Raw genomic sequence first — 24,649 nt, forward strand, 5'->3', positions numbered from 1 at the left:
GCAAATTGGACTTCAGCAACGTCGTCTCCAGGAGAGAAACACGGCGCAGCGACTCCAACAGGTGTTCCCTTGTGAAAGAGAAGCTGTATTCTAGTTGCCCAGGCCATGAGTGACCACCAACCACCGCGAGGTCGGAAAAGGGGATCATCAACATCCTGTGAGGCTGCCCAAATTGTCTCTCTGTCCACTATTAAAGCTGTTCTTAACTCCTTTGATCCTTGGTGGCTGACGGTAGTTGACCAAAAAGCGTTTGTTGTTTCCCGACGAAAAGATCTTCAGTGTCCCTACCGTCACACGACTCGTGAATGCCCATCGTAAGGGCTACCTCTGGTACCTATGGCTGGCGAATATGAATGTCTTGCTTCATTCCAGCCTCATAATGCCCAGGCAAGTAACATGCAAACTCTGGTTGCGTTCCAGCGGTAGAAGATGGAAAGGTATATTCAAGCGTCTTGGTTTCTCCCGGATGAATCGTATCGATACTTGCAAGCGCCATCTTGTCCATATCATCCATTGACATACCACTCATGTTTCCCTGGGAGGAAGGTAGAATCATAAACTCGTGATCCGTCTTGCCCGTATTCGTGACAGAAAATTGGTATGCCGTGCCTGGCTGAAACGTTGAAGCGGATGTCTCGATCTTAAACTCAGAGAGGGTGACGTTAACCGTATGTCCCTTCGAGGTGCTCGTTGTCTGTCCACACCCAACCAAGACAAGAGCAAATGTCAGCAGCAGAAAAACAGCGAGAAAACGTTTCATAGAAGCTCCTTTATGTTATGCTCTCTCTGTGAATTCACGCTTCAGAGAGACGAACGATGTGCCTACTTCAGAAGAGGCAGAATCTGAAAGTACAGCTAGCGCGATGTATCCACATGGTAGAGTTGAAGTAACTCTTGAACAATTGTGCCTTCATTGCCAGCCGTAATCCCTTCAGGAACGCAGATCCGCAAATGGCTTTCGAGGAGAAGCTTTTCGAGTTTCTCAAGTGCTTTGCGTACAGCATGGGTCTGGTGTAAGATATCAACACAGTACTTGTCCTCTTCAACCATCTTACGAATACCGCCCAAATGTCCCTCAATATACCGGAGCCGGTGGCAAACTTCCTCACAAACCAGGGACTCCCTTTCCTGCCAAGCAACGCTCGATAGAGGAGTTCGTATGCCGCGATATGCTCGAAGAATGCCATCCAGACCTCTGGAGGGTGTTCCGTCCCCATCTTTCCGAGCGCGTTCATCAATTCGCTCATGGCTTCCTCAAAAATCTTCTCAACCAGAGCATATTTATCCTGATAATTGCGATAGAACGCAGCCCGGCTCACCATTGCACGCTCGGTGATTTCGCCAACGGTGAGTTCCTCGAAACCTTGCTCCTCGATTAACGCAATTAATGCCTCCCGCAATAATTTCTGTGTCCGTCTGACGTGTACATTCTTTTCCTGCTGAGTCATTTTGTGCTCCTTGTCTCATTTGAGACATTTCTTATCGATTGATTCTTGCCCCCGAATGTTCATCCCACTATACTTGAAATGAAACAGAAATACACGCTTGAGATAGCTTGTCTCAAATCAATCAATATGTCACTACACCCTCTGGCATAAGAGAGGTGTCTCTACAAGGAGCAAACCTATGCATTCATTCGCACGTCGCTTTCATGGCAAGACATCCGAGGCAACAGCCGCAGAGACAAAAGGGCTGGTCCTGACGGGAGGATGGCGCTATGACATGGGAACCTGGTTTACCGATACCTTTGTGTTTCGTGGCCAGCTACGAAAATTGAGGCAGAGAACTGCCAATCTGGCCCGCATTCAGCCCGGCGAGCAGGTGCTAGATGTGGGCTGCGGCACGGGAACGCTGGCGATAGAAGTACAACTTCGTGTTGGCAACACAGGTCACGTCGCTCGTGCGCGTGCGAAAGCTGCTTCATGGCTCACGCGGGGTCAGAAGGCTTGGGTGCCTGACCTCGATACACAGCCAGGTGGAGGCATATCGCTGGCTGCCAACATCTGTTGCGGTTGGAACTTCTCCTTGCGGGCACGTTGTGTTGAGTCGGGTGTGAGAGAAGGCTATAGCTACAATCATTCGAGATGGTTTTGGTGAGTCCCTGATATGCTGCTTGTCGCGCGAGGACGTTGCCCTGTTTCGCGTTGAGGAGCTGGGAGGTCCTGTCTCTGCTGGCGCGCCGGAGGAGTTTGCCCACGTAGCACGCCTCACTGTATGTGCATGAAGGTGATCGCTAGCGCGAGGAGGGAGAGAGAGCATCTCTTGGAGCCCACATTCACATGTATTCTACATGTGATATCGCATAGATTTATGCGTGATCTATCTGAAGGTGGAAGCGCGAGGTCTCCTTTTTGCAGAAGAGGTGATGAGGGACGACATAGGTGTGTGTGGAGGAACGCCTGTGATATGGCACAGAATTGCATATAGTCATAGTGGAAGAGAGAGGGGGAGTGGGTCAGGGGTGGAGGTGTGCCAGCGCGATCGTGAGACGTGCGCGATAGGCGTCGGTGGAAGGTGTGTGCCGGAGGTGTGTGATGGGTGCTGGTGTGATAGACGAGTGTGTGGGAGTGCAATATACTACTGCTCATTCCCCCACAAAGATGTAGGGTTTGATCCATGGTTTCGTCGAAAGAGTGAGTCCTTGCGACCCGCAAAAAAAGAGCGGGTCGCGAAGCAGATGGGGATGCCCTCCTCCTGCCTCTTGTGAGCAGTGGGGAAGGCTTCCTCGTGAACTGAGAGGCTGTTAGGACTCCTGAGCCTTGGGCTTGAGAACAAAAGCGCCAACCAGGCCAAGGATCAACAGCACAGCGCCGGCTCCCAGGGTTGTGAGTCCATGCGCCTGGCCGGTCACTTTCAGAACAATGCCAGCGATGATGGCAAGAATTCCAACCACTGCAACGACATAGGAACCAACTTTCATGAGATTTCTTCTTTCATTCTTCAAATATGAAACATGCATGTATTGAAGATAATGCATACATGTTTAGACAACGTCTCCTTCATCAAGAAGTAACGTTCGCTTCTTCTTTGGCAAGAGACGGTCCTGTTTTTGGCAGGAATAAGGCTCCTGGCCACTCTTGGTACTGGGAGGGGGGAAAACCGGGTTTCCAGTGAGAGGATGGAGGGAAGAGGGAAGGAAGCGATGCAGTGGGTGTCCTTGTGGAGGAGGGGGTGGAAAGGAGGTTACCAGTGATCCAGAGAGAGGAGAGGAAGGCCCAGCGCTCGAGAGAGGAGGCGCCAGGTGGTGGTGTGGAGGGTCGAAGTTGGCTGTTGTGGAGAGTCGAAGTTAGCTGTTGTGGAGAGTCTGTGTGTCTGTGTGCGTAAAACATGCGATATCGCATAGATTTTTGTGTGTGTTTCTGGAAGAGGACGACGAGAGAGGGGTGTTTGCACGCGCTGGTGGTGGGCGCGGCATCGCCAGTCCCTTGAAGAGAGAAGAAAAGGTGCTCACCACACTCACCGGTGAGCACTTTTGACCAGCAGCGCGCCAGCCAGCAGCGTGATCCCAACCACCATCCACCCTGCATGAAAGATGTCAGCGTGCTGGCTCACCACCCCAAAGAGCAGCGCGAAGAACACAAAGGCGAGCGAGGAGAAGGCACTCACCCCCGAGGCTGCTCCCGCTCGCACCTCTGAGGGGAGGGAATCGTGCAGCATGCGGGTAAAAATCGTATTGACCGCGACTCCTCCTGCAACCAACACCCCCTGGGCCAGGATAACGATCACCGCGCTTCTCACGGCGACCAGCGCCAGACTCGACGCCACCAGCAACCCGGCCATCCCCACGACGCTGGCTGGCTTCGAGAGCGTCAGTCGGGCCGCAAGCCAGGAGCCTGCTCCTCCCGCCGAGAGCACCGCCGCTGTGGCTACCCCATAGAGCCCAACCGGAGTAGCCAGGGCCAGCGGCCACAGCGGTCCAAACTCGAAGACTGCCGAGAGAAGGAGCGAGGTGGTTAGTAAGATGGTGACGGTGCGCAGGGTTTTCCCTCGCTGGAAGAGGATCTGCGAGATAGCCCGCAGATGGCTGGCGAGCGAGATGCGCTCCTCGGTGTGATGCAGATGAGGTTCCCGGAAGGGGAGCAGGGCGCCCAGGGAAATGGCCCCCAGCGGAATCGTGGCAAAATACGCCAGCCGCGGTGAAAGCAACACGGCCACCAGCCCACCAGCGAGCGCACTGAGGAGTAAGGCCAGGCTACCCAGCAGCTTCACCTGGCTCAGATGCCGGGCAAAGGCGAGCCCGTGCCCGGTCTCCTCAAGTAGCGTGTCATACAGGATGGACTCGTAGGTGCCCGACACCAGGGCAACCTCGACCCCGAAGAAGAGGGTGCTGACCAGGTAGGTCGGGATATTGTAGCTGAGTCCCCCGAGCAGGGCGTTGAGCATGGCGGCGAGCGAGGCCAGCATGAGAATGCCCTTGCGGCTCCAGCGATCAGCAAGGAGACCCGAGAGGAGATCGAGCAGCGGGATGAGGCTGCTATAGCAGGCGGCCATCAGGCCAAGGGCGGCCTGGTCAAACCCAAGACCCCGGAGAAACACCTTCTCGATGGGCGCCCAGAGCACCAGCCCCTGCGAAAAAGCGGCGATATAAAGTGGCAGCAGGCGGGTTCGCAGCGCTTGAGACCGAGATGTCCATGGTGTGTGGTTGGTGAGAGGTAGCTGCATGTCCTCGTTCCCTTCTTTCAGAGCGTTGCTATCACTTGCAATAGGTAGTATGTGCAACCTTCGGTTGCATAACTCTTCTCAAAGCGGGATGCAAAAGCGGAAACGCTCACCAGTGAGTCTTGCGGAAGGCATGAAGCCTTTGAAACTCCCACGGGTTGCGTGTATGACGAGATTTTTAGCTGAGCAGTAGTGAGCCCGGTGGAACCTCCTGACAAAAGGACTCCCGGTAGCCTCTTTGAGCAGTATCCAGAGCGAGGGCGTTCTGATGTTGTCCGCTTTTTGAAAACAGCCTGCTCTTCTCTTGACAACGTGCTTCTTTCTCAGTAAAATAAGAGACATGATATGCAACCTTTGGTTGCATATATGCGAGCGACTCTGGAAGCGTTGGTTACATGACATGACGTCAGGAGTATAATTCTATGACCGAGAAGATTGAGCGAGAAATCAGCATTGCGGCACCAATAGCGACAGTATGGGAAGTCATCACAAAGCCTGAATACATTCGCCAGTGGTTTGGGAGTCAGGTAGAAATAGATGTGCGACGAGGAGGAAAAGGCAAACTGATCTGGGGCGAGGATGTTGAAGCCCCCCTGGAAATTGTCGAGGTAGAGAAGCCGCATCTTTTCTCATTTCTGTGGGTCGCACCCGATGAGGAAACCAAACCAACCCAGCAGCAAACCCTGGTTGCGTTCAGGCTGACAGAGGATGGTGCAGAGACAAAGCTCTCCTTCACAGAAAGCGGTTTCGAGCAACTCGAGATGACCGCAGAACAGAAGGCCACTCTGATTGCCAACCATACCCCTGGCTGGGATGACTTTCTGTCCACGTTGCAGCGTTGTGCCCAGAACATTCCAACAAAGGCGTAGCTATGTCATCACCTGCCCCTTTTAATGAAGAGCTCTGGTTTGCCATTGCTGAACCGAGCCGACGGAAGCTCATCGAGGTTTTGCTTCTCAAAGGTGAAGCCACTGCAAGCAGGCTGGCTGATGACGTGCCGTTTAGCCGCCAGGCGGTGAGTAAACACATCGCTGTTCTGAAAAGGGCAGGTCTCGTCAAAGAGCGCAAAACGGGCAAAGAGGTACGTTTTCGCCTCTCGCCAGAAGGACTCAGCGTTGCAGCCCAGGAACTGTCACGGGCTGCAACGCTCTGGGATGAACGGCTACAAAAGATTAAACATATTGCTGAAACGCTTCCTCAAGAAGAGTGATACCACCATGACCGCCATCCTCGATCAGCTCTTAACCCAGTGCTATCCACTTCGTTGCTTGCTTCATTTTATCGACTTTCTCTGTGAGGTAGATGACTGGCTTGATGCCACGATTGAGCGCATCTACGCTGTCCTGGACAATCTGGATATGCACCATTGCCACGATTTGCTGCTCTTCCAGATCCACCATTCTCGTTGGGAATTTGTCTATCAACCCAGTCGCGCCGCCTATCTCAATTTGATTGAACCTTGGTGGAAGACCCTACGCTCCCTTGCCTTAAAAGGAAGATGTTTTGAAACGTGGGAGGAGGTGATGAGGGCCGTTGAAGCCGCCACAGCCTATTGGAATGCGCACAAGCATCCCTTTGGCTGGGGACGTCGTCGTCACCAGCCACTTCGTCAGTCTCACACATTCTCTTTCCAGGTCAAAGTTATGCGTATTTAGCGAATGAACCACTTAGTGGTCAGTCCAGTTAGGTTTGCTTGATGGGATAAAGTCGTTCGAGCTTCACACGAGCATCATCAGAGGTAAAACACCAGGTGATGGTACAATGCTTGTCATTGCACTCGGTCTCAAGGGCTTGGAAGCGTCGAAGCAGCGTCGCTTCGTCGCCGACCCGATGGGACAAACACCCGCGAGAAAAAATCCCGATCTCGATTTCTGCCATGTTCAGCCAGCTCCCGTGTTTGGGAGTAAAATGAAACTCCAAGCGACGTCGCGATGCGCCGGGCTTTGGCTGGAGCAAAGGTCTCGTAGAGGGCGGCAGGCGTGTGAGTACTCAGATTATCCTGGACCACCCGGATATATTCGGCTTTGGGATACGCCTCATCCACGAGTCATTGCATACAGTGGGCATAATCCTGCTTTGTGCGCTGCTGAGTCACATGGATATGTCTCCAGCCAGCCTGGGGTTCGACAAAGACAAAGGCATTGCAGGTAGCATGGCGTTGCTATTCATAGTCTATACGTGCGGAAACTCCTAGCGCAACAGCTTGGGAAGGAGAGACATCGGCGATCAAAGAAACCGGTTTTTCATCAAAGCACACCGTGGGATACTGCGGATCGTACTCCTCTTCATAGCGTTCGAGCACATCTTCCATGGCTGCCACAAATGGTGCTCCTACCTGCGGAATGCACCATTGCTCGTGTTGCCACGGCTTGAGTTCGTTTTTTTCAAGAGGGACGATAAAAAAAGTTTTATGAAAACGGACTGTAGTATTGTTTTTTCCTGCGTGGGAAATTGGTGGTATTGTCAACTTAAGCAAAATTGTAGAGATTAAACAAGAGAAACAGACTCCAAAGTGGGGATAACGCCCTTTTTCTAACCGTGTTTTCTGGAGTATCCTGCGAATGTGGCGTCGATGTGGGGAAAGCTCATCAACAAAATTTTTTAAGTTGACAATACCTGCGTGAGAGAAAAGAAGTGTGAGCAAGGCGCTTACGCTGTTTGACGTCTGCGAGCACTTGCTTTGAGAGAAGGCTGTGGTACCGAGAACCAACGTTGGCATATGAGGAGTGTCTTTTCTATGCCAGGGGTGCATCTCATTGCCAAATGTAGTATACAGGCTTGCTTCATAGACAGATGGAAGAAGGCCTGTATACGTGCTTACCCCGCTCGCGGGTCAAACCATTGGGGGGCCGGCAACGTCACACCTCTGGGCAGTGGAAACAAGAGCTTGCCACGGAAAGGAATGGCTTCGCTGAAATGATGGCGTTGACTTCCACATGGGTCAAGAGGGGATGAAGCAGCGACATGAATGCAGAGCGCGCGTCTTCAGATGAGAACATCACAAAGCAAAAGCCTGCGAGGAGGGCATGTTTTCCAGCAGGCTTTCCCGTTATCCTCGTTTGGGAGAACTCATCATACATAGTACTTAGGGCATCGCCACATCGCTGCCCACTGTTACCTCTTCGATCTTGCATATGCAAGCAGGCAAACACATGAAACACATGGGCGAAACTGTTCCGCTCCTCTGCACGAGGCTGGTTCTGATTCCTTCCTTCATGCGGGGAGAAAAAATCAGCCTGTCAGGTACTCGTCAGTGAATACTTGCAGGCTGATCAACGCTGTTTACATGGCGAAAAGCGTGCCATGCATATGTTGGGGGCGAAGATCTGCTAGAGGCTCTTACATCTAGTATACGAATTGTGTGAAGAATGATAAGTTATCATTTGTCGCATTAAATTTGGGTAGTGACTCTAGCTAGGGGGTGCGCCACACAAGGCTGCGCAAAAACATGAAAAACCGGCTCATGCATCTGTCGGACAAGCTCCTGCTGCGCAAACGGGCGATTATCGAGTCCATTATCGACCAGCTCAAGAATATTTCGCAGATCGAGCATTCTCGTCATCGTAGTCCCGCCAATTTTGTGGTTCATTTGATTGCCGGGCTCATTGCCTACAGCCATCAGGACAAAAAACCAGGTCTTCATCTCGATGAGCACGCTCTCCTGGCTGCTTGATCAGCTTGACTTATCCAGAACTCACGTAGAATAATAAAAAGCGTCATTGTTCAGCCTTTAGTAGAACACTAAGTTTGCACATTTCCAAAGGGCTGCTTAAGCGGCCAAAAGATCAGCAATTTGCTCGCTTGGGGTGCCTTGAAGGAGAACTCAGGCTTGCCAGGCTTTTACTGCCAGCCACCGCCCGCTTGATGTGCAAGAGCGTGAACCCTTGTGAGCCGACGATCAACGCAAGCAGCACAGTGAGGATTTTTGCTTGTTTCTTTTGTATCATGAGTCCTCCATGCTTTCAATTTTTTCACCCATTTGGGAAAGTGCAAACTTAGTGAGATCATTCTGAAGGAGTCATTATGGGCGAAACATCTGCAGGATCTGAATCTCGTCTAGATATCTCAACCTTTGAGCAAATGGTGCGTGATCGAGGATGGCAGGTGAGACGCATGTCTGGGAAGCGGCAGAACATGCACTTGCTCGACGAGAAGCAAGAGGTCTTCTTCTGTTATATCAGTGGTATAGCCGGGGGTCCTGTGGTCACCGTGCCCGATGGAACCCCTCTTTGTTTCGTTCAACACGGGATGTCCATTTGTCTCTCAGGTGAGACCATACAACAACGATTAGACGCTGCCATGGAGCAGGCGAGCAAGCGCCGTCCCAAACGGTGTATTGCACCTTCTGAAGCTCCAAAGAGCAAATCAAGCGAGGGTGAACACGTCCCTCGCCACCAGCCCCCTTGCCTCAAAGGCAACGCGTTGACACAGCGCAATGCATGAGGGGCTTTTGAAGGACGAATGACCCCATAGACATCACTGACTCTCCGTCATCTACCACACAGCGAGACGGGAATTTTGCCAGTGCCTTGTGGCGATTCCTGGTAACAACCAGTCAGCTTGATTCGCTTTTTCTCGAGCATGAGGTGAGCACAGGACAGAATGGAGCACCAAAAACCTCTTCCTGGTGAAGGAACCACTGCTCCGCGCACTTCTCTTCCCCCTGTCATCGGCAATACCGTCAAAATGTGGTCATGGGAACTTGACGTGTACTATATGCGTACTCTAGAATAGAGTAGCGAGCGGAGATGGAATTGCTCTCTGCCACAAAAAGAGGTGTACCATGGCGGATCGTCCCAATCGTGTCGGCCAACACATTGGAGAGTATCACTTGTTGCGGAGGCTGGGGGGTGGCGGCTTTGGCGATGTATATCTTGGAGAGCACAAACATACGCATACCCAGGCTGCGGTCAAGGTGCTTCATACCCCCCTGGCAGGGAGCGACGAATTCAAAGAATTTATTAACGAGGCCCGTACCTTCCGGCTGCGCCATCCCCATATCATTCAATTGCTTGATTTTGGCATTGATCGTGACGAGATCCCTTATCTTGTGATGGATTACGCCTCTCACGGCACCCTGCGCGACAAACATCCGAAAGGAACACCGGTATCGCTCTTTACCGTGCTCTCCTACCTTGCGCCGCTCGCTTCCGCATTGCAGTATGCCCACGAGCAGCACCTCATCCATCGAGATGTGAAGCCGGAAAATATGCTGCTGGGGGCTCACGACCATGTGCTACTCAGCGACTTTGGCATTGCCGTCGTCGCCCACAGTTCCCGCTCGCTGAACGCACACGAAGGCATCAGTGGCACTCTGCCATATATGGCTCCCGAACAACTTCAAGGCAAACCATGCCCGGCCAGCGACCAATATGCCCTTGCCATCGTTGTCTACGAATGGCTCACCGGCAACCGCCCCTTCACAGGGACAGCGGCTGAGATCGCCATGCAACAGCACATGGCATCGCCTGCTCCTTTGCGCGAACACATGCCAGCGCTCTCCATCGAGGTGGAACAGGTTGTGCTGACTGCGCTCGCGAAGGAGCCTAGCCAACGCTTTGCCAGCGTGATGGCCTTTGCAAATGCCCTTCAGCAAGCCAGCGAGCGACAGGAGAGCTCCCCCTGTCGTGTGCCGCTCCCATCCTCGCTCAACACGTTTCCACTTCCGAGAGCAGCGGTACCGACACCAACAGCGGAATCGGTTGAGGTCGTTGCACCTCTGGAAAGCGGCCCCGTCTTTCCCAAGAAGCTTCTTTCTCCCGTTTCCACACCACTCGCATCACCGCTGCCCACCCCTGAACTGACTGAAGCAGCAGGTGCTTCAGCTCTCCCACCGTCTGCCGTTCCCTCCCGCATCGCTCATGCTGTGCCATTCCCTCATGGGAAACGAAGGGTTCGACCGCTTGTTCTCTTCCTTCTTGGTCTGGCCGTCCTTGTTCTTCTTGGAAGTCTTGGCCTCTCGACGATGACAATGCTGATCTCCACTTATAATGCGAATGCCACGGCGACAACACACAGAGGCCCGGCAACCATGAACGCTTTGACAACAATGACCGCTACTGCATACACGCAACCAACCACCACCAGCCAGAGTATGTTTGGCTTCGATGCCCAGCGTACGCGCAATAATCCTTTTGAGCATATCTTAAACGCGACTACGGTGCCCGGCCTCAAGAGAGCATGGACCTCCAGCCCAACTGGCAATTTCATTGGCTCGTCGCCAGTGGTGCTCAATGGCGTCGTGTATGTCGGCTCTGATGATCACAAACTCTATGCTTACACAGCGAGTGGCTGCGGCACGAGCATGTGCTCCCCACTCTGGTCCTCCACTCCTACCGGCGGCATCATCAACTCCTCGCCAGCAATAGCCAATGGTATCGTCTATGTTGGTTCTGATGATCATAGGCTCTATGCCTATAAGGCCAATGGGTGTGGCGCAAACACCTGTTCTCTCCTCTGGTCCTCTGCCCCTACTGGCCAAGCGATTGAATCCTCACCAGCAGTGATCAATGGCGTCGTCTATGTGGGCTCGAATGACCACAAACTCTACGCTTACAACGCTGATGGGTGTGGCGCAAACACCTGTTCCCCGCTCTGGTCCTCCGATCCCACTGGTGGCATCATCTACTCCTCGCCAGCAGTAGCCAATGGCATCGTCTATGTCGGCTCGAATGATCACAGGCTGTACGCTTACAGAGCTGATGGGTGTGGCAGTGGCATACCCACCTGTTCCCCGCTCTGGTCCTCCAATCCTACTGGTGCTATCATCAACTCCTCGCCAGCAGTAGCCAACGGCGTCGTCTACGTGAGTTCTCATGACCACAAACTCTACGCCTACAAGGCAGAGGGATGTGGCACGAGTACGTGCTCCCCCCTCTGGTCCTCCAGCCCAACTGGAGACTTTATCTATTCCTCGCCAGCGGTAGCCAACGGCATCGTCTACGTGAGTTCTCATGACCATAAACTCTACGCCTACAAGGCTGCAGGCTGCGGTAGCAGCCTCTGCCTCCCCCTCTGGTCCTCCAGCCCAACTGGCAACTGGATCACCTCCTCACCGATAGTGGCGAACGGCGTGGTCTATGTCGGCTCTGATGATCACAAACTCTACGCTTATAACGCTGGGGGCTGCGGCACGAGCATGTGCTCTCCCCTCTGGTCTTCCGATCCAACTGGCGGTTGGATCACCTCCTCGCCAACAGTGGCGAACGGCGTGGTCTATGTCGGCTCTGGTGATCACAAGCTCTACGCCTTTCACCTGTAACGATCCCCACCCAAGCCGGGGCTTTCGAGGGGCAAGCCCAAGCCCGGTCGTCCCACGACCAAAATATGCTGTCTTTCAACAAGGGGTAGTGGCTAAAAAGGGAATGATACCGTAGTGTAAGAGTATCATACATGCGAGAGGCCAGACGCCACATGCTATCAGTCATCGTTCATTGTCCCCATTGCGGGAGCGACGCGCTCGTGCGTAACGGCCGAGGTATTGTCAACTTGATGAAATAAGAGAAGAGCTTTTTCAGGAAGAGACAGGAGAGAGAGAAAAGAAGCTGAGTATCAAGGAGGCGGAGTCGGACTTATGCGACTGTTTTCCTTCCAATTACCTCATTCCACGTCTGGAGTCGCTCCTGTATGATGGTATGATACTCCCCGGCCTGGAAATGATGTCGTTTGGGACGAAAATGATCAGAGATCAACCCAAAAGTAGAGAGAAAGCGTTGCGCGTGACCAGGGGATTTGAAACGGCGCATCGTAGGTTCACATTGCCGTGTTGGCTGGTGCGAGTTCTCCGCTTGATTCTTCAAGCCCTTGTGCTGGCGATGCTCGACGCCTGGCATGATGTCTTTCTTTGCAGCTCCATAGCTGGCCAGTTTGTCGGTGATGATGACTCGCGGAACGTATTGGAGGCCTTTGAGCAGCTTGCGAAAGAAGCGTTTGGCCGCTTTTTTGTGGCGCCGACTCTGCACGAGGATATGCAACACATTGCCATGCTGATCGACGGCTCGCCACAGGTAATGTCTCTTCCCACCAATGGTGAGGGACACCTCGTCCATATGCCATGTGTCACCACAGCGAGGACGGCGACGTCGCAGTTCATTGGCGTAGGTCTGACCGAATGTGAGGCACCACTGTTAGAATGTTGTGATGAAGGCACGTGGATGGTATCCTACTTACGTAGAGAAGGTGGGAACGCCTCAGGGGAATGTGGTGTTTGGGCCAACCGAAGTTCGTCATGAGACAGAAGAGCTCGTACCACTGTTTGGTTGCCCACCCGGATCTCTTCACTGAGACTGGAGATGATTCCAGAGCTCGTATCGGTGAATGATCACCTCTTGCCCATGAACACGTGCCTTGTCTTGATATTACGCCAGTTCTCTCTCATGCATAGGAAAGGAATTTTGCATGCACGCTCTTTCTGATTCTCCGGGGTGACTCGTTTTGTGGCCCTGGATCTTCATCGTACCTACCTGGTTGTCGGGGCCGTTGACGCCAACCAGCACATCGTGTTGACTCCACGCCGCTTCGGCTTCGAAGCGTTCTGGGCCTGGGTACCAGAACACTTGTCTCTCTCGGACGCAGTGGTTCTGGAAGCGAGCACCAACGCCTGGGAAATGCACGATCGTCTGGTCCCGTTGGTAGCCAACGGGACCGTTGCCCACTCCTCTACGGTCAAACTGCTTGCCTCAGTTCGTATCAAGACCGATGCTCGTGATACTATTAAGCTTGCTCAACTTCTCGCCGCTCGTCTGGTTCCAGCGGTTTGGGTTCCGCCGCAGGACGTGTGTGAGATGCGAACCTTGCTCGCGCATCGCAAACGGCTTGTTGCTCAACGCACCCAAGCCTTCAATCGGCTGCACGGATTGCGGTCCCCGTCATAACCTGGAGCAGCCCGAGCACCAGCGTTTTCTCACGAGGGTGTCCGACTCGATCTGGTGGGACCAATTGCCCTTGACGCCAGCCGAAACCATGCAAATGCAACAGGATCGACGTCTTATCCAGATCTTGCAAACGCTCATTCAGGCGCCGCTGGCACGGTATTACGCAAGGACTGAACCCAATATTCCTGCTTTCTGTGATTTGACAGAGCTTCTGACCTTTGGTGTAAATCATCTCTTAGGTCTGGCTCAAGTCGTTTCAGGACGAGAAAGGCTGCATTGTCGAGCACTTTGGTCGTCAGGTTTCACCGACCTTTTGAGAGAGAGCTAGTATGTAAATATTCACTTGGCATCGCAGAAACAACATGGTATATTTGGAAGGGAATGACGTCCTTCTAGCCCATGAGAGGTGAACATGGCTCAGAATCTTTACAGCGCTGAAAAACAGGCAAAGTTGCAGGCGGCCAAGACGATTCTTGTGATCGAGGACGATCTTCACGTAGGGTATGTACTCGCGCAGGCGCTGAAAGAGGAGTTTTCCTCCAAAGTCATTTTTGCCACTGATGCGTTACAGGCGCTCAAAATGATTCGCCTAGTTCTCCCCGATCTTATTTTGCTAGATTATCATCTCCCTCACATGGATGGGTTAGCGTTCATTGATCTCCTGCGCACCTTCATCGAAAACCAACAGATTCCGATTGTTCTGATAAGTGGCTCCTTGCCTGAACCGATCCCCAGCTATACCAATGTCATCGCGCTCAAAAAACCGTTTGAACTCGATATCCTCCTCGAACACGCCACACGCCTTCTTGAAAATTGAGGCTTAAACAAGGAATCATTTCGCGAGCAGTCATCCCATGATGTCATGTGGACCCTCCAGATACAGCGGCACTGCATCTGGCGGGTCCTTCATTCCAGGCAAAGAACACTGCGACGTGAAGCGACTCATCTGTTTCGTTCGTGAAAGAAGTGACTCTTTTCGATAGCGAACGAAATTGTAAGGAAAGATCCATATGGAAAAGACTGACATCCTGGCTCCAGAAGAGGAACCACTCCCCGTCAAGACCGTCCTCATTGTTGAGGACGATGCTGATATTGCCGATATTCTCGTTCATGCCCTCAAAGACGAGACCCCTTATCAGGTGATCCATGTTCAGGATGGCTTTGCGGCCCTCAAGGTCGTTCGTACCATCATTCCAGATCTCATTCTGCTCGACTATCTCCTGCCAAATATGGATGGGCTAGAATGCGTGGAATTGCTCCGAGCCATCACGCCCATTGAGCAGGCACCCATCATCCTCATGAGCGCAAACCTGCCTCGGCGTGCGAAAGAGCGAAAGGATCTCCTCTTCCTTCTTGAGAAGCCTTTTGAATTAGACCTTTTGCTTCTTCAGATCAAACAGATCCTTGACACGTGAGAGAGAGCGTTCTTCTTTGTTGACTTTTTTTCTTGTATTGATTATTTTGCTCATGCAGCGGCATGGTGCCATATCTGAACAAACATTTCGCAGTCACATCTCTTTGCCATGCGCAAGAGAAAAGAAGATAAAATATATTTAGGGCAAAGGCGTCTCTTGACAAGAAGGCGACTGGGCGACGTACACACGTGCTGTGAGTCCAACACGAAGACGGATACCAATGTGATTGCGCGTTTGAAGATACCACCCCGCTGCATCACTCTGCACTTGTCCAGGGATCCAAGAATGAAAGACACATATTTCGATCCACATTTCTGGTGTGAGCAGTTGCTCATTGAGTTGGAGCTTGTGGTGATGCATGTTATAGCGAAGTAGTCCTGGTGAAAGACTCCCCTCATGCTGATTGATCATAGCAACAGTTGGCTTTCCTCCTTCTAAAAATAAGAGCCTCCGTTCAGAGAAAACCCAAATACGCCTTTTTTTTCAGAGTGAGATGGGAATCATAGTCTAGCAGAATCCTTTAACCATGATACGCTAAAATAGCGTAAAGTCTCACGACAAGCCTTGTCTCTCCAGGGAATCGCGGTTTCTATCAGGCGGCTTGCCAATTTGCAGCGTGAAGTGGCCCCGATGGAGTTGGCCCAGTACTAAACCTAACTCTTCTGCTGTCAGCTTCAAGTATTTACAAATCTTGCCACGTGAGTACGCACCGATCTTCTGGTTATGCTCAGCCTTCCAAATGGTCTTGACACTCAGACCGACTTTTGTCGCAAATTGTGCTTGGGTGAGGTTACACCTTTCACGAGCTATTACGAGTGGGTGCTTTTGTGCCATAATTCAAGCTCCAATCGTGTTCGAAAATTGTCCACTTCTTCTTCAGGCCTTACAAGCTCCTTTAGACACCGCGCTGTTCCGGAAATGTCCAAGAAAAATACCACTATACTTCATGCAATATGCAACATATGCAACTACATTGATTATGCACTTAAACGGTAGTAAAGCAAGTTTCAAAAAGTATAAAAGGTAAAAAGGGAAATGATATTGAATACGCATAGCAAAAATAAAAGATTAGGGAAATAGAAACCGGAGTATTGAGTGTATGCAAGGATATGGCCTTACGCGTTACCAAACCCCATAGCGAAAGCGAGGGGCTTGTATCTCTTCACACTACCCGTGGATCGGGAAAGGATGTGTGAGCCAGCAAGACGAACTTGCTAGCTGTGAGGACAGGTGACAAGCGGTTCAACCAGCCTCTAGGTGGCGAGACCAACCGCCACTCTCCGGAGAGAGTCACCCCACTCGGAAGGGAGGACATAGGTTGAACTCGCGTCCAGGGCGTTGGCCCTCATGCCGATCCGTGCATGCTGAACAGTCTGGCTGATACAGATACCCCATGCATCACAAACTGTTTATCGTGCCATGCAGAGGAGTGACTTTGCTCCCGCCTGTTCTCAACATCTCTGCATCTCTTCTTGCACGCGAGCATAAAAACAGAAATCGGGAGTCTTTCCAACCCTCTTCACCCCAAAGGGAGGAATGCCTCTTTCCCCCCCATGCCCCAAGGCAGGGGTATCCAGAGGCCGAGATTTTGATGATTTCGTTTCTACCATACTATCCAGAAAGAGTGTATGAACGTAACCAGCATCTAGGGGTATGTATGACCCTATCATAGGCAAAACAAGACTGACGAAATTGTGTATCTATCTCGCAAGCGACTGCTACATCAAGTTGGTACGTGTTTTTGATGGGAGAGAGAGAAACAGTATGCGAAACGTTCTTACGCTTTGGCATATGAGGGCAAGCAATGAGCGCCATTATCTCTATATGCTCGACTATGCTCATGATAGAAGAGAAGCCAAGCAACTCGCTCAGCCTTTTTTCAACGCACACCCTACGTTTCCAGAGCATCGATTGAAGCCGCTTCCCTATGGCTTTCCATCTCTCACTCTGTGGTGGATGCCTGGACAGATGACCGAGGATGGGCGAGATGTCACGCCCTGGGTGCCAGCGTTTGAACGCCTTGACCCAACGATATTTGAAGGCTGTGTCCACGAAGAGGCAAGCGTCAGGCTCACGCTTTTAAATCAGGCTCAGTTCGCACTCTTCTCACGTGAAGACTGGGGTATGAGCAAACTGATTGAGCGGCGAGCCGCAAGAATGGTTATGCGTCAGCTGGCATGGTTCAAAAGGAGGAATGGTAGAGCCATTACAGACCCCATAGGCATTCGCTCTATGGGGCTCTTCCCTTACAGTAACAGCCATGGGGAGTGTGCGAGCACGCCTGATGGCCTCTTCCATCTCACTGATGCCACATGGGAGCACCTCCACGCATGTTGGCAAAAAACACATTGTGTTGAAGTTCAATTAGATTAACCCTTGGAGACAGATTACTTTTGCCGCTTCTCTTCGCAGGAAGTAATTGATCGCAGTGGGAGTTGTAATGTGTTCGTCCTCAACTTCCCACTGCACAAACAAAGGCCATCAAACTCGACGAACGCCTGTTTGATGACCTAAGATGACTCTCAACTCAGTGCAAACGAGGAAAGAGCCCATGAAAAATGATAGCGAGGTGAAGCTATATATGCAAGCCCGTAAAGCAGGCAAAACCCAGAGACTCGCCGCTGCCAAAGCGGGAATGAGCGAGCGAACGGGGCGCAAGTATGAGCAGATGGGGAAGCTGCCCTCTCAGGTGAAGCAGCCCCGGACCTGGCTCACACGCAAGAACCCCTTTGAGCAGGACTGGGAGTGGGTGACCGCCCAACTTGAGCGTGATCCAGCTCTGCAAGCCACGACCTTGCTCGCCCTGCTCATCGAGCAACATCCAGATTGCTACCGCCCTACTCAGATTGTCACATTGCGCCGGAATATTGCCAGGTGGCGTGCGCTGCATGGACCAGAGCGCGAGGTCATCTTTGAACAGGTGCATACACCAGGGGAGCGCGCCCAATCGGATTTTACCCATATGAGCGACCTTGGGATCACCATCGCCGGAGAACCCTTTGCTCACCTAATCTATCACTTTATGTTCACCTACTCCAATGTCGAAGCCGTCACGCTCTGTTTCAGTGAAAGCTTTGAAGCATTGGCCGAAGGCATCGAGCATGCCCTCTGGCAACTTGGCGGAGTCCCCCAGCAGCACCGTACTGATCATCTCACCGCAGCAGTTCGCCAAACGCACCGCAAAGAGACCCGAGAGGAGTGGACGGCTCGCTACCAGGCCCTCATGGATCACTACGAGATGCAGCCCACCTGGAACAATTAGGGACTTGCTCACGAAAACGGCGATGTTGAGCAAGCCCATCACCGTTTCAAGCAAGCTCTCGATCAAGCGCTACGTGTGCGAGGTAGCCGGGAGTTTGCCAGTCGTGCTGATTACTGGCACTTCATCTGCGATCTGGTTTCCAGGCGTAACCGGACCAGGGTCGCGCGCTGGCAGGAAGAACAGGAGGCACTGCGCCCCCTGCCCGGCTTCCGCTGGCTCCCTGCAAAGAAGTACAGGTTCGCGTCTCTCGTTTCAGCACGATCCATCTGGGATCGAACGTATATTCCGTCCCTTCCAGGTTGATCGGCACGAAACTGCTGGTCCGCCTGCATGCCGAGACCGTCGAGGGCTATGTTGGCACAAAACTGGCCTTTACATTGCCGCGCCTGATGGGCACGCGTCAGCACCGTATCGACTACCATCATTTCATCTGGTCGTTGATGCGCAAGCCCGGAGCCTTCGCAGCCTACCGCTACCGCGATGAGCTCTTTCCGACCACAACGTTTCGCCTTGCCTACGACCGGTTGTGCAAGGATCTGGCTGGGCGAGCAGATGGGCAGTACGTTCGCGTCTTGTACCTGGCGGCCAGCACCTCCGAAGCTGAGGTCGAAACGGCGCTGGCGCTCCTGCTAGAAACCAACCAGACCCCGACGTCAGAGGCTTTGCGCGAGCTGGTGCAGGACCCTGTTGCCCATCTCGTTCCTGAGCTGTCAGTCCCAGCGCTCACATTCGATGCGTATGACCAGCTCATTGCATCCAGGAGGGAACATGCCTAAGAGCACGAATCGGCAAGCCGAGTTACGCGAGCTCCTTGAGCAGCTCAATTTGGGCGGGATGGCGGCAATCTTTGCCGAGGTTGCCCTGCGTGCGGCCAAAGAACATCTCACGCACGAAGCGTACCTAAAAGCTTCAGAAAGCTGCGAGATGAGAAAGAGCTGGACGCTCATGAGTATGCCAGCGACGCTTGCTCCAGCGCAAAAGGCGTTCTCTCGGCCTCAAAAGCTAATCGGACTGACCACTAGCGGAAACTCGGCAAGACTCAATTGCGCTTCTTGTGACACACCGCCAGCGGTGTGTCACACAGGTTCGTAGCTCCAGAACGGCCAAAAATGCTGAAGCCGAGTTGCTGCTGATATCTTTGCACGCACTCGGCTCCAACTCACTTCCCTCAGTCGTGAAAGTCGAAGAGACTGACCATGGCCCACCTTTGTGGAGAGAATAAACTCGAAAGAGAGAGCTCCACTGCACAATCGATATGATAACCCGGTTTGGGGCTCCACAAGTCTGGGTGATGGTCACTACAGATTAAAGGAGGCACGACAAAATAAGAAAATGCCAATCCAGGTTTCGTGTACATTGAGGCCACTCTGCGACACGTTATCAATGGCGAAGAACGACTTGGATCAAGTCAAAGCACATTCATCGAAAGAGGATACACCGGCGGAGGCATTCAAACAAGATCTGCCACAAACCGAAGTGCATCTGTTGGATACTGGTCACTTTGCGCTAGAGGAAGATGGAGATGTGATCGCCGAGCATATCATCCGTTTTCTCACGACAAAGATATCAGCTTGATAGGTGACCTCACGGAACGTCATCAACTGATTATCAGGTGGTCACCTCATTTCTGCAATAGATGAGCCAAAATCCCTTGCCGCGTTTGCAGCCTCCTGACCCAGATCGACGAAAATATCAACACAAGATGGAGGGAAGCTATGTCGCAGTTCGAGGACAAAGTACATACATTAATTAGTGGGCGCCTCATCGACTATTCGCTGCTTGAAATCATCCACCATATTATGGGAAATGGGCTTGCCGCTATTTCGGGATACACGCAACTTTTAGAACGTGCGTTGCTTGCGCAAATGCAAGAAGATCATCTTCCGTTAGAGAGACGGAAACGAGAGAATAACAAGTGGTTATATTATCTGCAAGAGATACGCATCCAGGAAGCACAACTGGTTGATATCCTTGCTCAGCTTCGTGAGCTACCGATCACTTCTGTCGAGGAAAAATTTAGTAAGTATTTTGTCAAAACAGATCTTCTGTTGGTATTAGCACAAGTAATTGAACACCTCGTGCCATCCCACAAAGATCGGGTTGTGCAAACCCACTTGCCTGAGCAGCCTCTCTACATTCTGTGCGATCTTGTATGGCTGAAACTTGCCCTAGAACATATCATAAGTTACATGCTTACTGCTCATACTTCCTCAACTCCAGTATGTATACGGGGATGCCTGGAAGAAGATCAGGCAGGTGCTCTTCATGAAGTAAAAATCCGCATTTGTACTCGTCGGAGCGCCTCTGAACAAAAATCAAGTTTGGAAGGCATGTTTGCCATTGGGTCGCACATACTTCATGGAAGAGAGCACGATCTTTGCATGGCCATGTGTAATAAGATTATTAAGGAGCATGGGGGACACATCTGGTATGAACAAGGAGCGGAACAGGAAGATATTGTCTCTATCGTCTTCCCGTTGGTGACATAGAGGGGTGCAACTAATGCCTTTATAGAAGTCGAAGTCGAGCATTTCGAGGAACATTACAGGGCATGGAGCAACTGCTCTACCTTTTCACAGTGAAGCGTGCAGGAAGCCCCCGCGGTTTTTCAAACCGGGGTTCAGGACGGCACTTCTAGATTGTTGCGGAGTTGTTAGACCAAGATGGGTATCATGTTCAATTAGGACGTGGCTCAAAAGATAATGGGGTTGATATCATTGCGATGAAAGCTGGTCCCATTCATGGTGAGTTTATGTCTATTTGGCAGGCCAAAAAGCATGAAAGGCACAATAAAGTTGAGGTTGGTGTCCTTCGAGAATTGGCGTATACTCGGGATCAGCTCAAAGCCACGAAAGGTGTTATTGTCACGACAACGTCTCTGACGAGAGGTGCCATAGCTCTTATTGAACAAGAGCACCATCTCCTCCATAAAGTAGATGGCGATGATCTTTTGGCCTGGATACAAAAGACACGTCGCCAAAAATAACTGCAACTGCCCGCCTTCGCTTTTTGCCCATGTGATGATGAACCCGTTGCCCTTCCTATCAATAGGAATCATTGGAGCGACAGTGACGAGGCTCAAAAGCGGCTGCAACTCAAAATTCTGCGATCGTATTCATCATGGTTTGAACAGCTTTGTCTCCCGTTTTCGTGGTAGACGCGATCCTTGAGCATGAGAGAAGAGGTAATGTAGAATAGTGCTGACTAACTGTCCATGAGAATGACCATGTTTTCTTGAAAGGAAGACGATGGCCACAGCTCTTGCAAAGCAAGTTGCGGCCTGCAACCGGCGCTCTCGTGAGAGAGGACTGGCAGGAACGCTTACTACGCTCGATTGGCAACGTTCATTGGAGTTTTTTTGCCAACGGTGTGCCTTTTGTGGCACTGCTGCGGCATGGACTATTGACCACTTCCAGGCCCTCGCCTATGGGGGCGGATCTACGCACAGCAACGTTGTGCCTGCCTGCCATCTCTGCAATGCTTCAAAGGCGTCTTCCCCCTTCATTAGCTTCCTCCGTCCCTGGTCAGTCCAGAACGGCTGGCCATGATTCGAACCTATTTAGAGGCCATTGGGAAACGAAACCAGGAGTCATGGCAACGATGGAATGAGCGTGAACCAAGATTTGCTCACATGGATGCTGCGGTGACACGCCTCAAGGCATACTGTGAACAACGGCTGCTGGAAAGTTCCAGCAACGAGAATGTTGCCTATGACTATTTACGCCAGATGCTTTTTGGGGTGGAATGGGACCCTGAGCATTACTTCCAGGTAACAGTAAGCCTTTCTTGGCAGGAGCGACATAGCATACTTCCCGAAATAACTATTGCTTGCCAGGATGCCTGGCGCGCCTTGCGTGGTGAAGTAGGGAAGTTTCTACACGATGAGTGACCCATACAAAGCAGATTCCTCCCCGCATGTGACACTTGGCTCTTTGCCATCCATGGGTGTCCAGCCAGAATAAAGGCTTTCGTGAACACGAACCACGTTGAAGGTTTAATGACTGTGAAAGCAGGTTGCCACACCTAGTTGTGTTGCTAGTAGAGAGAGGGCATGGGAGAGGGAGATCTGCAGGCGAGAGGAAGCCCCATTGTGGAAGGTATGAAGGACTAGCGCAAGGCAGGGGTGCCTGGCATGGAGGAACAAGGGTGGACGGGAGTGGGAGCCTGGCCGAGATATGATCCCGGATAGTTGTACGTTTTGCGATGAAAGAGCAGCAGCAGCAGCGGTGGGAGGGTGTTGCAGGAGCGGTAGACGCCCATCTGTCGTGACAGACTCTGGTGTATGGCCAACCACAGCAATCGCCTGCTGGAAAAAGCACTGGGCCACCTCCATATTTCGCTTCTCGCTTAACAGAGAATTCACCAGATTGCCATCGTGGTCGATCGCACGATACAAATAGCACCACTTCCCATGGACTTTTACGTAGGTTTCATCAACATGCCAGGATACTCCTGTTTGACCACGTCGCCTGATTCGCAACTGTTCCGTTATCAGTTGAGCAAACCGCATTTCCCAGTCTCGAATGGCTTCGTGAGTGAATGTAAAACCACGCTCGAGAAACATCTCAGCTATGTCACGCAGACTCCGTTACAAACGGAGTCGCCAGACGACTGCGAGCAAAACAATATCTGTGGGGAATTCAAGATAATTGAAAGAAGTTCCTGTTCGTTCGTTGAGGTAGCTCCCCACTAAGATATTGTTGGCGAATTGATATGGAGCAAAATATGAGATACTAAAGGAGCACAAAAAAGACAAGCATTCAGGAGAGAACCCATGTCACTACATCCACAAGCGATCCCGCCAATCCCAGAAGAAACCGTACAGATAGCACGCGCCATTTTGCCCAAGGGAAATACATGTATTCATATGCGAGATGCATTAGGAACGTTTTTTCAGGATGAAGATTTCTTGGACCTGTTTCCAGCAAAAGGACAACCAGCGGAATCCCCTTGGCGGCTCGCTTTGGCGATGGTGATGCAATACGCAGAGGGGTTAACGGATCGGCAAGCAGCGGATGCAGTGAAAACGCGCATTGATTGGAAATACGCGCTTCCGCTTGGAAATCAAGGATCCAGGATTTGATTTTTCCGTGTTGAGTGAATTTCGTGGTCGTCTCCTGGCTAATCAAGCTGAGCGCCGTCTTTTTGATCTCATGTTATCTCAATTCCGAGAACGAGGCTGGATCAAAGCGCGAGGCAAACAACGCACGGATTCAACGCATGTTCTGGCAGCTATTCGAGCTGTGAACCGTCTTGAAGGTGTTGGAGAAGCCATGCGCCATGTCCTCAATATCCTGGCAGAAGTAGCTCCCGATTGGCTTCTTGAGCGTGTTCAACCTGAATGGGAAAAACGATACAGATCGCGCTTTAGCGACTTTCGTTTACCAAAGGACGAGAAAGCGCGTCAAGAGCTCGCAGAGCAGATTGGAGCTGACGGCCGAATGCTCCTGGAGAGCATCTGGGGCAGCACAACCCATGCCTGGTTACAAGAACTCCCAGCAGTAGAGATTCTGCGAAGGATTTGGATCCAGCAGTATCACGCGAGTGAGCAGGGAACGCCTTGGAGAAAAGATCAGGAGCTTCCCCCAGCAGCGCTCTTGATCCAATCGCCATATGATGTGGAGGCGCGATACAGCAAGAAGAAGCAGACAGGATGGGTTGGCTACAAAGTGCATTTTACCGAAGGATGTGACGCTGATCAGCCTCATTTTGTGCTCGAAGTTACCACGACAGCATCCACGCTCCCAGATGGAGACGTCATGGAAAATCTTCATGAACGCTTGGCTGGCAAGCAACTTCTCCCCAGCCAGCACCTGGTCGATAAAGGCTATGTGGACGCCGAACTGCTTGCCACGAGTCAGCATCGCCACCAGGTTGATCTGGTTGGGCCGGTTCTTCCTGATACCAGTTGGGCCTCAAAAGAAGCTGGGCGTTTTGATCATAGCCACTTCCACATTGATTGGAAGGCCAAACAGGTCCTGTGTCCGGCTGGGCAGACAAGCCGAGATTGGGGACATATCCCTGATCGACATGGAAAGCCAAGTCTGCGTATCCGGTTTCCCCTTCCCCTTTGTCGGGTTTGCACACTTCATGAGAAGTGCTCGTCAACCGCAGCCAAAGTGCTCATTTTGCGACCAGATGAAGCCAGCTATGTGGCACTTCAGCAGGCTCGAAAACGTCAGAAAACCGCTGAATTCCGGGCGTTGTATGCAGCGCGAGCAGGCATTGAAGGAACCGTTGCTCAAAGTGTACGTACCTGTGAGATACGCAGATCCCGATACATTGGCATGAAAAAACTCAATCTCCAGGCGTTTCTAACAGCGACCTCCATCAACATGCTTCGGGCTTGTCATTGGATTGCAGAAGCGAAGCTGGCAACCACGCCAACCTCTCGTTTTGCAGAGCTGCTCGCTTCTGTCAAGCAAGTAGCTGTTGCATAG

Annotated in this window: 28 protein-coding genes and 6 pseudogenes; 22 read left to right on the plus strand and 12 right to left on the minus strand. The window is 51.9% G+C overall.

The window, feature by feature from the left end; translation table 11 throughout:
- Window positions 1-334 precede the first annotated feature (334 nt).
- From JMJ16_RS08145 to JMJ16_RS53770, 3 genes and pseudogenes are all read right to left on the minus strand, one after another.
- Complete coding sequence (locus JMJ16_RS08145) at window positions 335-760, minus strand: hypothetical protein (RefSeq protein WP_201380131.1); 426 nt, start codon at window positions 758-760, stop codon at window positions 335-337.
- Between the two features lie 95 nt (window positions 761-855).
- Entirely contained in the window at window positions 856-1,050 is a 195-nt protein-coding gene (locus JMJ16_RS08150) for a metal-sensing transcriptional repressor (RefSeq protein WP_236601547.1), read from the minus strand.
- 272 nt (window positions 1,051-1,322) lie between these two features.
- Window positions 1,323-1,448, minus strand: a pseudogene (locus JMJ16_RS53770) (TetR/AcrR family transcriptional regulator); the annotation flags it as partial.
- A gap of 178 nt (window positions 1,449-1,626) precedes the next feature.
- Here JMJ16_RS53770 and JMJ16_RS08160 point away from each other — a divergent pair.
- Window positions 1,627-2,097, plus strand: a complete 471-nt coding sequence (locus tag JMJ16_RS08160; RefSeq protein WP_201380133.1) for a class I SAM-dependent methyltransferase — start codon at window positions 1,627-1,629, stop codon at window positions 2,095-2,097.
- Between the two features lie 646 nt (window positions 2,098-2,743).
- Here the strand turns inward: JMJ16_RS08160 and JMJ16_RS08165 are convergent.
- Window positions 2,744-2,920: a hypothetical protein gene (locus JMJ16_RS08165; RefSeq protein WP_201380135.1), complete on the minus strand. Its 177-nt coding sequence runs from the start codon at window positions 2,918-2,920 to the stop codon at window positions 2,744-2,746.
- A gap of 536 nt (window positions 2,921-3,456) precedes the next feature.
- Window positions 3,457-4,662 carry an MFS transporter gene (locus JMJ16_RS08170; protein WP_201380137.1) on the minus strand — a complete coding sequence of 402 codons (1,206 nt, stop codon included), beginning with the start codon at window positions 4,660-4,662 and terminating at the stop codon, window positions 3,457-3,459.
- Between the two features lie 419 nt (window positions 4,663-5,081).
- Between JMJ16_RS08170 and JMJ16_RS08175 the strand changes: the two genes are divergently transcribed.
- From JMJ16_RS08175 to JMJ16_RS08185, 3 genes are read left to right on the plus strand one after another with little or no spacing between them, the layout of a single operon-like run.
- Window positions 5,082-5,528, plus strand: a complete 447-nt coding sequence (locus JMJ16_RS08175) for an SRPBCC domain-containing protein (RefSeq protein ID WP_201380146.1) — start codon at window positions 5,082-5,084, stop codon at window positions 5,526-5,528.
- A 2-nt stretch (window positions 5,529-5,530) separates the two neighbouring features.
- On the plus strand, window positions 5,531-5,869 hold the full coding sequence (locus tag JMJ16_RS08180; protein WP_201380148.1) for a helix-turn-helix transcriptional regulator: 339 nt from the start codon (window positions 5,531-5,533) through the stop codon (window positions 5,867-5,869).
- Window positions 5,841-6,314 (plus strand): transposase, encoded by a 474-nt coding sequence (locus JMJ16_RS08185; protein ID WP_201380150.1) that lies wholly within the window; start codon window positions 5,841-5,843, stop codon window positions 6,312-6,314. The genes JMJ16_RS08180 and JMJ16_RS08185 overlap by 29 nt, the downstream gene beginning before the upstream one ends.
- 28 nt (window positions 6,315-6,342) lie before the next feature.
- On the opposite strand, the gene JMJ16_RS08190 is transcribed toward JMJ16_RS08185, so the two are convergent.
- Together JMJ16_RS08190 and JMJ16_RS08195 are read right to left on the minus strand one after the other, a co-directional pair.
- On the minus strand, window positions 6,343-6,537 hold the full coding sequence (locus JMJ16_RS08190) for a hypothetical protein (RefSeq protein ID WP_201380152.1): 195 nt from the start codon (window positions 6,535-6,537) through the stop codon (window positions 6,343-6,345).
- 283 nt (window positions 6,538-6,820) lie between these two features.
- Window positions 6,821-7,378 (minus strand): hypothetical protein, encoded by a 558-nt coding sequence (locus tag JMJ16_RS08195; RefSeq protein WP_201380154.1) that lies wholly within the window; start codon window positions 7,376-7,378, stop codon window positions 6,821-6,823.
- Window positions 7,379-8,089: 711 nt separating this feature from the next.
- Here JMJ16_RS08195 and JMJ16_RS08200 point away from each other — a divergent pair.
- Window positions 8,090-8,332, plus strand: a pseudogene (locus JMJ16_RS08200) (transposase); the annotation flags it as partial.
- 112 nt (window positions 8,333-8,444) lie between these two features.
- On the opposite strand, the gene JMJ16_RS08205 reads toward JMJ16_RS08200, so the two are convergent.
- Entirely contained in the window at window positions 8,445-8,606 is a 162-nt protein-coding gene (locus JMJ16_RS08205; protein WP_201380157.1) for a hypothetical protein, read from the minus strand.
- Between the two features lie 76 nt (window positions 8,607-8,682).
- Here JMJ16_RS08205 and JMJ16_RS08210 point away from each other — a divergent pair, with 76 nt between their 5' ends.
- The 3 genes from JMJ16_RS08210 to JMJ16_RS56820 all read left to right on the plus strand — a co-directional run bounded on the left by JMJ16_RS08210 (window position 8,683) and on the right by JMJ16_RS56820 (window position 12,159).
- On the plus strand, window positions 8,683-9,102 hold the full coding sequence (locus JMJ16_RS08210; RefSeq protein ID WP_201380158.1) for a hypothetical protein: 420 nt from the start codon (window positions 8,683-8,685) through the stop codon (window positions 9,100-9,102).
- A 340-nt stretch (window positions 9,103-9,442) separates the two neighbouring features.
- Window positions 9,443-11,920, plus strand: a complete 2,478-nt coding sequence (locus JMJ16_RS08215; RefSeq protein WP_201380160.1) for a serine/threonine-protein kinase — start codon at window positions 9,443-9,445, stop codon at window positions 11,918-11,920.
- A gap of 152 nt (window positions 11,921-12,072) precedes the next feature.
- Window positions 12,073-12,159, plus strand: a complete 87-nt coding sequence (locus JMJ16_RS56820) for an IS1 family transposase (RefSeq protein WP_374228992.1) — start codon at window positions 12,073-12,075, stop codon at window positions 12,157-12,159.
- Between the two features lie 71 nt (window positions 12,160-12,230).
- Here JMJ16_RS56820 and JMJ16_RS08225 read toward each other — a convergent pair.
- A pseudogene (locus tag JMJ16_RS08225) lies at window positions 12,231-12,785 on the minus strand (IS6 family transposase); the annotation flags it as partial.
- A 309-nt stretch (window positions 12,786-13,094) separates the two neighbouring features.
- Here JMJ16_RS08225 and JMJ16_RS08230 point away from each other — a divergent pair.
- From JMJ16_RS08230 to JMJ16_RS08240, 3 genes are all read left to right on the plus strand, one after another.
- Window positions 13,095-13,532 carry a transposase gene (locus tag JMJ16_RS08230; RefSeq protein ID WP_201380171.1) on the plus strand — a complete coding sequence of 146 codons (438 nt, stop codon included), beginning with the start codon at window positions 13,095-13,097 and terminating at the stop codon, window positions 13,530-13,532.
- A 412-nt stretch (window positions 13,533-13,944) separates the two neighbouring features.
- Window positions 13,945-14,349 carry a response regulator gene (locus tag JMJ16_RS08235; protein ID WP_201380173.1) on the plus strand — a complete coding sequence of 135 codons (405 nt, stop codon included), beginning with the start codon at window positions 13,945-13,947 and terminating at the stop codon, window positions 14,347-14,349.
- Window positions 14,350-14,542: 193 nt separating this feature from the next.
- Complete coding sequence (locus tag JMJ16_RS08240; protein ID WP_201380175.1) at window positions 14,543-14,947, plus strand: response regulator; 405 nt, start codon at window positions 14,543-14,545, stop codon at window positions 14,945-14,947.
- A 552-nt stretch (window positions 14,948-15,499) separates the two neighbouring features.
- Here JMJ16_RS08240 and JMJ16_RS08250 read toward each other — a convergent pair.
- Window positions 15,500-15,781, minus strand: coding sequence for a helix-turn-helix domain-containing protein (locus JMJ16_RS08250; protein WP_201380179.1), 282 nt, complete (start codon window positions 15,779-15,781; stop codon window positions 15,500-15,502).
- Between the two features lie 930 nt (window positions 15,782-16,711).
- Here JMJ16_RS08250 and JMJ16_RS08255 point away from each other — a divergent pair.
- From JMJ16_RS08255 to JMJ16_RS08300, 10 genes and pseudogenes are all read left to right on the plus strand, one after another.
- Window positions 16,712-17,320 (plus strand): hypothetical protein, encoded by a 609-nt coding sequence (locus JMJ16_RS08255; RefSeq protein ID WP_201380181.1) that lies wholly within the window; start codon window positions 16,712-16,714, stop codon window positions 17,318-17,320.
- A 178-nt stretch (window positions 17,321-17,498) separates the two neighbouring features.
- On the plus strand, window positions 17,499-18,209 hold the full coding sequence (gene istA, locus JMJ16_RS08260) for an IS21 family transposase (protein WP_201380183.1): 711 nt from the start codon (window positions 17,499-17,501) through the stop codon (window positions 18,207-18,209).
- A gap of 75 nt (window positions 18,210-18,284) precedes the next feature.
- A complete protein-coding gene (locus tag JMJ16_RS08265) occupies window positions 18,285-18,512 on the plus strand; it encodes a hypothetical protein (protein ID WP_201380185.1) in 228 nt (75 codons plus the stop codon).
- Entirely contained in the window at window positions 18,470-18,985 is a 516-nt protein-coding gene (locus JMJ16_RS08270) for a hypothetical protein (RefSeq protein WP_374228993.1), read from the plus strand. Before JMJ16_RS08265 ends, JMJ16_RS08270 begins: the two co-directional genes overlap by 43 nt.
- Window positions 18,978-19,301 carry a hypothetical protein gene (locus JMJ16_RS08275; RefSeq protein WP_201380189.1) on the plus strand — a complete coding sequence of 108 codons (324 nt, stop codon included), beginning with the start codon at window positions 18,978-18,980 and terminating at the stop codon, window positions 19,299-19,301. Before JMJ16_RS08270 ends, JMJ16_RS08275 begins: the two co-directional genes overlap by 8 nt.
- Before the next feature lie 348 nt (window positions 19,302-19,649).
- Window positions 19,650-19,784: pseudogene (locus JMJ16_RS08280) on the plus strand (alpha/beta fold hydrolase); the annotation flags it as partial.
- A 140-nt stretch (window positions 19,785-19,924) separates the two neighbouring features.
- Window positions 19,925-20,698 (plus strand): HAMP domain-containing histidine kinase, encoded by a 774-nt coding sequence (locus JMJ16_RS08285; protein ID WP_201380193.1) that lies wholly within the window; start codon window positions 19,925-19,927, stop codon window positions 20,696-20,698.
- Between the two features lie 161 nt (window positions 20,699-20,859).
- Window positions 20,860-21,195 (plus strand): restriction endonuclease, encoded by a 336-nt coding sequence (locus JMJ16_RS56825; RefSeq protein WP_201380195.1) that lies wholly within the window; start codon window positions 20,860-20,862, stop codon window positions 21,193-21,195.
- A gap of 262 nt (window positions 21,196-21,457) precedes the next feature.
- Window positions 21,458-21,757 (plus strand): HNH endonuclease, encoded by a 300-nt coding sequence (locus JMJ16_RS08295; RefSeq protein ID WP_201380197.1) that lies wholly within the window; start codon window positions 21,458-21,460, stop codon window positions 21,755-21,757.
- Complete coding sequence (locus JMJ16_RS08300) at window positions 21,754-22,098, plus strand: hypothetical protein (protein WP_201380199.1); 345 nt, start codon at window positions 21,754-21,756, stop codon at window positions 22,096-22,098. The genes JMJ16_RS08295 and JMJ16_RS08300 overlap by 4 nt, the downstream gene beginning before the upstream one ends.
- Before the next feature lie 218 nt (window positions 22,099-22,316).
- Here the strand turns inward: JMJ16_RS08300 and JMJ16_RS08305 are convergent, their stop codons facing one another.
- Both JMJ16_RS08305 and JMJ16_RS08310 read right to left on the minus strand, forming a co-directional pair.
- Entirely contained in the window at window positions 22,317-22,499 is a 183-nt protein-coding gene (locus JMJ16_RS08305) for a hypothetical protein (RefSeq protein ID WP_201382909.1), read from the minus strand.
- Window positions 22,465-22,884: pseudogene (locus tag JMJ16_RS08310) on the minus strand (IS6 family transposase); the annotation flags it as partial. The pseudogene JMJ16_RS08310 and the gene JMJ16_RS08305, both read right to left, overlap by 35 nt.
- Before the next feature lie 99 nt (window positions 22,885-22,983).
- On the opposite strand from JMJ16_RS08310, the pseudogene JMJ16_RS08315 reads away from it, so the two are divergent.
- Window positions 22,984-24,649: pseudogene (locus tag JMJ16_RS08315) on the plus strand (IS1182 family transposase).

The organism is Ktedonobacter sp. SOSP1-52 (genome assembly GCF_016587395.1).

Bases quoted from the DNA above. Each gene is read 5' to 3' on its own strand.
- JMJ16_RS08145 (WP_201380131.1), bottom strand. From the start codon at position 760: ATGAAACGTTTTCTCGCTGTTTTTCTGCTGCTGACATTTGCTCTTGTC.
- JMJ16_RS08150 (WP_236601547.1), bottom strand. From the start codon at position 1,050: ATGGTTGAAGAGGACAAGTACTGTGTTGATATCTTACACCAGACCCAT.
- JMJ16_RS08160 (WP_201380133.1), top strand. From the start codon at position 1,627: ATGCATTCATTCGCACGTCGCTTTCATGGCAAGACATCCGAGGCAACA.
- JMJ16_RS08165 (WP_201380135.1), bottom strand. From the start codon at position 2,920: ATGAAAGTTGGTTCCTATGTCGTTGCAGTGGTTGGAATTCTTGCCATC.
- JMJ16_RS08170 (WP_201380137.1), bottom strand. From the start codon at position 4,662: ATGCAGCTACCTCTCACCAACCACACACCATGGACATCTCGGTCTCAA.
- JMJ16_RS08175 (WP_201380146.1), top strand. From the start codon at position 5,082: ATGACCGAGAAGATTGAGCGAGAAATCAGCATTGCGGCACCAATAGCG.
- JMJ16_RS08180 (WP_201380148.1), top strand. From the start codon at position 5,531: ATGTCATCACCTGCCCCTTTTAATGAAGAGCTCTGGTTTGCCATTGCT.
- JMJ16_RS08190 (WP_201380152.1), bottom strand. From the start codon at position 6,537: ATGGCAGAAATCGAGATCGGGATTTTTTCTCGCGGGTGTTTGTCCCAT.
- JMJ16_RS08195 (WP_201380154.1), bottom strand. From the start codon at position 7,378: ATGCCAACGTTGGTTCTCGGTACCACAGCCTTCTCTCAAAGCAAGTGC.
- JMJ16_RS08205 (WP_201380157.1), bottom strand. From the start codon at position 8,606: ATGATACAAAAGAAACAAGCAAAAATCCTCACTGTGCTGCTTGCGTTG.
- JMJ16_RS08210 (WP_201380158.1), top strand. From the start codon at position 8,683: ATGGGCGAAACATCTGCAGGATCTGAATCTCGTCTAGATATCTCAACC.
- JMJ16_RS08215 (WP_201380160.1), top strand. From the start codon at position 9,443: ATGGCGGATCGTCCCAATCGTGTCGGCCAACACATTGGAGAGTATCAC.
- JMJ16_RS56820 (WP_374228992.1), top strand. From the start codon at position 12,073: ATGCTATCAGTCATCGTTCATTGTCCCCATTGCGGGAGCGACGCGCTC.
- JMJ16_RS08235 (WP_201380173.1), top strand. From the start codon at position 13,945: ATGGCTCAGAATCTTTACAGCGCTGAAAAACAGGCAAAGTTGCAGGCG.
- JMJ16_RS08240 (WP_201380175.1), top strand. From the start codon at position 14,543: ATGGAAAAGACTGACATCCTGGCTCCAGAAGAGGAACCACTCCCCGTC.
- JMJ16_RS08250 (WP_201380179.1), bottom strand. From the start codon at position 15,781: ATGGCACAAAAGCACCCACTCGTAATAGCTCGTGAAAGGTGTAACCTC.
- JMJ16_RS08255 (WP_201380181.1), top strand. From the start codon at position 16,712: ATGCGAAACGTTCTTACGCTTTGGCATATGAGGGCAAGCAATGAGCGC.
- istA (WP_201380183.1), top strand. From the start codon at position 17,499: ATGAAAAATGATAGCGAGGTGAAGCTATATATGCAAGCCCGTAAAGCA.
- JMJ16_RS08275 (WP_201380189.1), top strand. From the start codon at position 18,978: ATGCCTAAGAGCACGAATCGGCAAGCCGAGTTACGCGAGCTCCTTGAG.
- JMJ16_RS08285 (WP_201380193.1), top strand. From the start codon at position 19,925: ATGTCGCAGTTCGAGGACAAAGTACATACATTAATTAGTGGGCGCCTC.
- JMJ16_RS08295 (WP_201380197.1), top strand. From the start codon at position 21,458: ATGGCCACAGCTCTTGCAAAGCAAGTTGCGGCCTGCAACCGGCGCTCT.
- JMJ16_RS08300 (WP_201380199.1), top strand. From the start codon at position 21,754: ATGATTCGAACCTATTTAGAGGCCATTGGGAAACGAAACCAGGAGTCA.